Source organism: Acinetobacter stercoris (assembly GCF_900323515.1).
Taxonomy (GTDB): Bacteria; Pseudomonadota; Gammaproteobacteria; order Pseudomonadales; family Moraxellaceae; genus Acinetobacter; species Acinetobacter stercoris.
Window position 1 is genome coordinate 1 of sequence record NZ_OOGT01000204.1, and the last position, 6,967, is coordinate 6,967.

11 protein-coding genes and 1 pseudogene are annotated in these 6,967 nt (G+C 35.1%); 1 reads left to right on the forward strand and 11 read right to left on the reverse strand.

Annotated elements, in window-relative coordinates; genetic code table 11:
• The coding region (locus KPC_RS16375) for a CDP-alcohol phosphatidyltransferase family protein (RefSeq protein ID WP_146196655.1) at window positions 1–605 on the reverse strand (605 nt) is incomplete at its 3' end.
• A 137-nt stretch (window positions 606–742) separates the two neighbouring features.
• The gene (locus KPC_RS16380) at window positions 743–1,339 is read right to left on the reverse strand and encodes a phosphatase PAP2 family protein (RefSeq protein ID WP_121975425.1); all 597 of its coding nucleotides are present in this window, start codon (window positions 1,337–1,339) and stop codon (window positions 743–745) included.
• Between the two features lie 230 nt (window positions 1,340–1,569).
• Here KPC_RS16380 and ybaK point away from each other — a divergent pair, with 230 nt between their 5' ends.
• Window positions 1,570–2,037 carry a Cys-tRNA(Pro) deacylase gene (gene ybaK / locus KPC_RS16385; RefSeq protein ID WP_121975426.1) on the forward strand — a complete coding sequence of 156 codons (468 nt, stop codon included), beginning with the start codon at window positions 1,570–1,572 and terminating at the stop codon, window positions 2,035–2,037.
• A 92-nt stretch (window positions 2,038–2,129) separates the two neighbouring features.
• Here the strand turns inward: ybaK and KPC_RS16390 are convergent, their stop codons facing one another.
• The 9 genes and pseudogenes from KPC_RS16390 to KPC_RS20440 all read right to left on the reverse strand — a co-directional run.
• Window positions 2,130–2,396 (reverse strand): hypothetical protein, encoded by a 267-nt coding sequence (locus tag KPC_RS16390; protein WP_121975427.1) that lies wholly within the window; start codon window positions 2,394–2,396, stop codon window positions 2,130–2,132.
• Window positions 2,396–2,725 (reverse strand): hypothetical protein, encoded by a 330-nt coding sequence (locus tag KPC_RS16395; protein ID WP_121975428.1) that lies wholly within the window; start codon window positions 2,723–2,725, stop codon window positions 2,396–2,398. The genes KPC_RS16390 and KPC_RS16395 overlap by 1 nt, the downstream gene beginning before the upstream one ends.
• Window positions 2,726–2,835: 110 nt before the next feature.
• Window positions 2,836–3,702: a hypothetical protein gene (locus tag KPC_RS16400; RefSeq protein ID WP_121975429.1), complete on the reverse strand. Its 867-nt coding sequence runs from the start codon at window positions 3,700–3,702 to the stop codon at window positions 2,836–2,838.
• Between the two features lie 36 nt (window positions 3,703–3,738).
• Window positions 3,739–4,464 (reverse strand): hypothetical protein, encoded by a 726-nt coding sequence (locus KPC_RS16405; RefSeq protein ID WP_121975430.1) that lies wholly within the window; start codon window positions 4,462–4,464, stop codon window positions 3,739–3,741.
• 14 nt (window positions 4,465–4,478) lie between these two features.
• Window positions 4,479–5,210, reverse strand: a complete 732-nt coding sequence (locus tag KPC_RS16410) for an ATP-binding protein (protein WP_228212290.1) — start codon at window positions 5,208–5,210, stop codon at window positions 4,479–4,481.
• Window positions 5,180–5,533, reverse strand: coding sequence for a hypothetical protein (locus tag KPC_RS16415; protein ID WP_121975431.1), 354 nt, complete (start codon window positions 5,531–5,533; stop codon window positions 5,180–5,182). The genes KPC_RS16410 and KPC_RS16415 overlap by 31 nt, the downstream gene beginning before the upstream one ends.
• A complete protein-coding gene (locus tag KPC_RS16420; RefSeq protein ID WP_121975432.1) occupies window positions 5,530–5,964 on the reverse strand; it encodes a hypothetical protein in 435 nt (144 codons plus the stop codon). The genes KPC_RS16415 and KPC_RS16420 overlap by 4 nt, the downstream gene beginning before the upstream one ends.
• Entirely contained in the window at window positions 5,961–6,401 is a 441-nt protein-coding gene (locus KPC_RS16425; protein WP_121975433.1) for a hypothetical protein, read from the reverse strand. The genes KPC_RS16420 and KPC_RS16425 overlap by 4 nt, the downstream gene beginning before the upstream one ends.
• Before the next feature lie 152 nt (window positions 6,402–6,553).
• Window positions 6,554–6,967: pseudogene (locus KPC_RS20440) on the reverse strand (ATP-binding protein); the annotation flags it as partial.

Here is a 6,967-nt window from a genome sequence, read left to right on the forward strand (position 1 = left end):
CTATTGTAAATAGTGAAGAGTAATAACAAAGCGATTAGGCCAAGTAAGCTATTACTGATATAAATGAGAAATGTTGAGTTAATTGAAAATGTTGAAAAGATTACAATGACAACAGTGATTAAACTAAACCAAAAAGCACGGTCACTTTTCCCCATAGGTCCAGCATAGCACCTTTCACGACCTATCAGAGGTGCCATGACTCCTGCATATTCACTTAATATTGAAAGAAAAATGGTTAAAAGAAGAAGNGCAGGCGAAATAAAATCAAATATAATTAAACTTATATAGAGTGCTGAGTCAGAAATAACATCACACAGTTCATTAAAAAAAGCACCCAGTCGCGACTGTTGATTAAATTCACGTGCTAGCATTCCATCTATGGCATTAAAAGCCATTCTGATCAACATCCATAATGGAAATAATAAAAGTAACCAGGAAACTGCATGGGTTGAAAAATATAAATATAAACTAGATGCTAGCAATATAGAGATAAACATGGCTGCCAAAGTAACTTGATTTGCAGATATGCCGATGTTGTAAATTTTTTTTACCAATGGACGCAAGAGGTTTTGAAATGCAGGTTTTAATTGATATATAGAAGGCATTATTATAGGTTAATCATTAATATTGAACTAATTTTAAGCATAAATTGATCTGTTAGACAAGGTTTAAATAGCCTAAGTATTATTTGAATATAAAAAAGGAGAAATAATTCTCCTTTAAAATTAATGAACTATAAGTTTTATCTTAACCAACCTTTATTTATAAGGTTTGAAAATAATAGTTGATAAATCCTTAGCGCCAATTCGACAATGTCATGACCATATTTGTCCCATATTTTTTGAATTATAAACGCTGTAATTAATGCAACGACGAGTGCACCAATCATATCTAATGGAAAATGAACTCCTAGATATACTCGTGACCATGCAACTTCGAGTGCTAACCAAAATAAGAAAACCCCAATTTTTCTTTCTTTTGCAAATAAATATGAGAAAGCAATAGAGCTAAAAAAAAGCATATGATCACTGGGAAATGATGAGTTTGGCACGTGGTATATTAAAGTTCTTCCAACATCCATCATAAAAGGGCGTGGATGTGGAAAAAGTGCTGAAATAATAAATCCAATACATAAAGCAATAGACGTCGTAATAACTGCTTTTAAAGCCAGTTCTTTTGTATGGCGATTTCCTAAAAACCAGGAAAGCAATAAAAAAATCATCATTAAATATAAAGTGTCATTTGCTATAAAAATAGCAAAATTAACCATAAAAGAACTTGCACCATCTGGGGCATTTAAATGTTCAAACAGATCAAGGTTAAATGCTTCGAGAGACATTTGCAGCATCCATCATGGAGATTGGAAAAGATGTAAGTAATAGAGTAGTCATATTACCGAAGAATAAGGAATTATATGGTGTTCAGCTTTTAGTAAGTAGTTTGAGAGATGTATTTTTGTAGCAAATGAGTAATTTGTTTTCAACTGCATTTAAATAGCCTAAGCAAATTAAAAAGTCATTAGAAAAAAAACGTATAATTTGAACTTCCTAAGACAATATAATTTCTGTTATGACACCTGCCTGCAAGATATTGAAATCAAATAAAATAGAGTTTTCCATTCATGAGTATCAACATGATGTAAATGCAAAAAGTTTTGGTCTGGAAGCTGCTGAAAAATTAGGACTACATGTTAATGATGTGTTTAAAACCCTCTTGGTTACAGATGATAAAAACTATTTTGTAGCAATATTGCCAGTAAATTATCAACTTAGCCTTAAAAAAGTTGCCAGTGCTTTAGGTTGTAAAAAATTACATATGGCAGATCCTAAAGATGCTGAGCGCTTGACAGGTTATCTTGTCGGTGGGATCAGTCCTTTAGGTCAGAAAAAACGTTTAAAAACAGTTATTAATGACACTGCTGAAACTAAAGAAAAGATCTATGTCAGTGGTGGTAAACGTGGTTTGGATATTGGCGTAAACCCACAGGATTTAGCTAAGGTTTTGGGTGCAAATTTTGTAGATATTATTGAAGAATAAATGATGTTTTAAGAGAGGGATTTTATGTGTGGTTTGGTTGTTACTCACATTGTTACTCACAAAATCAATCATTGTAAAATAACAAAGTCGCACTAGGCGACTTTGTTATTTCCTTCGACATTTAGTATGACGGACTGGACATAAGAACTGAACCAGAAGCTTTTCCTTCCATCCTTATAAGGTTTTATATATCGACCTTCTCTGATTCTGGCATCTAGTGTTTCAGGTTCTATATTTAATAGATTTGCGAATTCAGCACGACCAATACGTTTTTCATTTTGTTGAGTAAGTGATTTTTTTAGAATTTGCATATCGTCAAAAATTGCCTGAAGTAAACTGTTTTCAGTTTCGGTTTTCATTAATCTTCCACCTTTTCCTTTGCCCACCATAAAGCAGGACCATCTTCTGTGTCATATGCTCCAATTAAAAAATATTCAGGTGAGGGTGGTTCTGGTTTCCAGTTTGACCAGTCACTACTATCTTCTTCTGGTATTTCAGGTATATCTTCATACCAATAACTCTCAATTTTTATTTCTATCCCGCCATTGTTTTTAAATAATTCAGATTCTTGCTCTGTATAGCCACGTTCTTCATTACAATTCCAAAGCGGATCTACTAGCTGCATATCTGGATGTGACCAGTTACAGAGATCTTTTGGTAATTTAACGGGCTTTAATTGTTTAATCATTGCTTTACCATTCCCACATTTTAAAATAGATAAAAATTGTCATGCACATTGCGAATGAACATTCGCACCCCAATACAACCCAGTGCATTACATTCCCCAATTGTTAACTTTTAAAAAGGAAAGCCTGTTAGTTCCTGTCTACGTCTGGATAAGCTTTCATTTAGGCTCGGTTGGATAAAAGCATCACAGGTATGAACTTCTTGTTCTAGCTGGTTAAGTCTCTCGATATTTTCAGCATTTTTAATACGTACCAGGAGAGACTGGTTAGGTTTATCCAGTTCAACCAGACGTATATTGATCGCATCAAGTAAAGGTTTGCGCTGTTCTTCAGTCCAGGTTTTGGTATAGGTGGCAAGGGCATTGGCTTCTTTTGGTGTTGTTGCAACTTTTGCAAGGTCAATCAGGTTTTGAAGTCGTGATTGATAATCCTGTTCAGAAGACTGCTCTAAAACAGATTCTTTTTCTGATTTATTTTCCTCAGGCTGAATAGTTTCAGGCTCTTTGATTACAACATTTATATCTGATCGATTTTCCTTAACTGGTTGTTTAAACATCACAATTTCATCATTTGACGTCAAATCGTCATTACATTGTATAGTCCCTCCACTTACAATGATGTGTGCTTGGGCATGATTGATTGCATCCTGTTCAGTTAGATGGATCAAGCCACGCTCTAATAATGTTTTATCGATCGCTGAGTTTTTCCATTTTAATTGGTTGGCCAGTTTTTCAGTCAGTAGTGATGGCACAAAGTATTGTTGACCTTTGCTTAATGGCTCTTTGATTGGCTCCGCTACTTCTATATCCCCAATTTTGACGATACGAGGTTTGATTTGAAACTCGTATGCATCAAATACATCACATCCCCAATTCGCTGGAAAGAATTCTTCCCAGCCGTTCACAGCAGCATTATTGATCAATAATGCTTCGTTATTTGCCCAAGCCAGTTTGGCTTCTTTGTGTGTTAATACGTTCATTTATTTCCCCAAATAAAATTTTAAAACTACTAGTTTTTAGTATGGAAAATCAGGTGCATTGTTGTACTGATAATCATCAAGTAAAGGTGGCACATCATTTCCAAATTGACTGTTTCCGTTGCCATTTTGAGAATATCCGCCATAGCTACCATTGTTGGTATTTGAGCCATTTGTTGTTTTAGGTTTTTGTGTAGTAACAGGGTTAGCCATTAGTGCTATTAATGATTTTGGTAGAGCTTCAGGCACAGTTTTATTATCAATAATTTCTTTAGCCATCAATTCAGAATCAGCTTGAAAAACAGCAAAGAAATTCATTTTGTGTTTATTTTCATTCCTCTCATTAATATAGTTTTCACGTTGAAGAAGAAATCCTACACGTTTCCCCGCTACTTCTGGTGCAACAACACAAGGTTGCATTTTCCGTTCTTTAAGCTCGAAGTCGTATTTTTCTAATTGTGAATTGGTTGGTGTTAATCCACGCACTCCAATACAAGCGAGTAGAGCATTGATTTTATGGACACCACTTAAAGGTGTTCCATCTGATTTTTCTGTCCAGATTGTTAGTAAGGCAGATTCTTTGTGATCAGTTTCAAAGTCAATTTCAAAACCTGTCGTACCTGTATTACGAGAGGTAATAAACTCCATACTTTTGATGATGCCTTTGTATTTTCCTGCTTCTTCAATACGGTTGCTGGTATCGGCTAGTTTTGCAGATTCTGGATTGAAGCCAAATTGTTTGTATTGTGAATATTGTTGATTCATTGAAATTCCCCAAATTAAATGTTTTGTGTAACTTGTTGCTGATTGTTTTGTGATTGCGGAGTTGTTATGCCATAAAACTCACAAATTGATTGATCGACCATATTCAAATCGTTATCAATATGGCTTGATTTAAATAGATTCATTGGCGATTTGACGGTGGTATTGCCATTATTTTTAGTAATGAAAACGTTTTTCTCGTTTATTACTGCTGTTTGTAAACAGATAGAGACCATGCCTTCAAGTGCAATTTTCTCATCTAACATTTTTCCAATAGTTTTGATTTTGGTTTTACCAAATTGATCTTCTTCTGTATGGCTCAAGAAGTAGACACGTTTTTGTGGGTGTGCGTTATTTGCTGCATTAATCACATTCCAAGCATTAACCCCAATTTCTGTAAATTTATCAAAACCGCGTTCGGTGCTGCGACGCATGAATTCATTTGCCATTACATATTGAAAATCATCGACAATCACAATCGGTTTTTGCGACATCCGAATAAGTTGCATGATTTCTTGAGCATTATCAGAAACCTGAATACTGCCATTAGGATTTTCAGGTGTTATGTATTGCCATTCAGTAGAGCGGAAAGGCAAAGGCTTTTTAATGACCTGTATTAATAAAACGCGCCGTGGGTTTAGATTTCTTAAACTGGCAGATTTACCACTACCAGTTTGACCTAATATAAAAGTGGTATAACTCATATCCTGATCCCCAATCAGTGCCCATAACGGTTTTGTTTTTGCCATTTTTTATAGTCAGTTGACTGAAAGAATCCAGTTTCAGCCAAGATCTGGTTATAGCGATTATTCCGCATTGCCTGACGTGCTTTGGTCAGGTAGCGGTTTAACCAGTGTGCGACTTGGGCATCGGGTATATGAAATAGGCGAGTCGGATACTCACGATAGATGTCATGTGTTTCCAATATGCCTGTCTGGTTGTAATCCTTTTGAGCTTTAGCCTTGAGGATGTAGTACTTAGGGTTTTCAGTACCTAATCGGTAGCGTTCGCCGTTGGACGTATCTTCGATATGTTGGCAGTAGTAGCTTGGTTTTATGGTAGAGGAGATCATGAGTTTTCTCCTCCAAAATCAAACTTTATGCCAAATTGAGCATACATTTCTATTGTAGGTGTTATCGTTTCAAGAAGTCCTGCAGATTGCCAAAATCGGGGTTGTTCTGCATTTTTGTCCAAAAAATCAGATATTAATTTACCGAATTCCTCCAATTTTTCTTTATTACTTTGGATATCAACAAGATAGTCTTCTGCATATTCGCCACCTTCGCTATAACCACTTTCAAATATGTGCTCAAGAATTCCATAAGCACCAACAAAGTCTGAATGTGTGAACGTGCGTTTCTTATGAACTTCAATATTCCAAGATAAAGCTTCTTCTAGAGATCCAGCTTGATCTGCAATAGTTTCTAAAGCTTCTTGTAAGTCATTATGTGAAGTTTCATCATCTGTAATAAAATAAACATCTTGGTTTTGATAATCACTCATGACATCACCTCCACAAGTTGATTTTTTTCAATATAGGTAACCAGTAGTTGTTTGATATTGAGTATGTCGTTGTGGTCGGTAAAATCGCTAAGGTATTTGCCGTCGATGTCCACGATTTGGTCAATGGTAATATTAGTAATTTCTACGGCGGTGTATTCTGAACCTGCCACGCCGTAGCTGTCTGGATGGGCTAAGTATTCAAAACCGACAAGTAGGGTAAAGCTGTCAAGTTTGATGATGGCTTTGCCTGTATGGTCAGTAGTGATATTTAGGATCTCGATACCATAGTCGCTTGGAGCAACATTTGGATAGGTGAGTTGTGGTGTTTGTGGTAATCGTGCTGATGTATGGTCGTTACATGCCATAGTCCCCAAAGACATGCCAATCGCAGTCGTTGTCATTACCCCAATATTGTAAAAATTCGCTTTTGCGTTCATAATTTATCTCGCAATTGTTTAATTGTAAGCACACATGAGTTCGAAGGCAGGTGTGCTTTTTTATTGTCTTGCAAGATAAATACTACTATAAGTAGAAATATTGTCAACTATTAGTAGTGATTATTTCTACTAGAAAATGTATAAATTCTAATTTAATAGAAGCCATAACGCCCATAGTCTGTTGTACCAGAAAATTCTATATAATTGATTTTATTATGAATATCTTTAGGTGGTATATCATTTTCTATGACAATTATTTGTCCTTTGTGCTGATTTTTAGAAAGCCAAATATAAAATTTATCAGCAACTGATTGTTGAATATATGCATCTTCACTTTCATCTTTTTTATTTTTAGGATCTTTATGAGTTACAAGAGGTGAATCAATAATTAAAAATCCAAGATGTGGGTAATTTTGATTCAATGCATATTGCATAATTGCAATCGCATAAGCTGTCAAATAAATCGCACGTTTACCTTTACCATATGAAATACGTTCTCTATGATTGATTTTTAAATCCATAGACGTATTATCTACATAAATTTGAATTTTAGGATCCAACCCCCA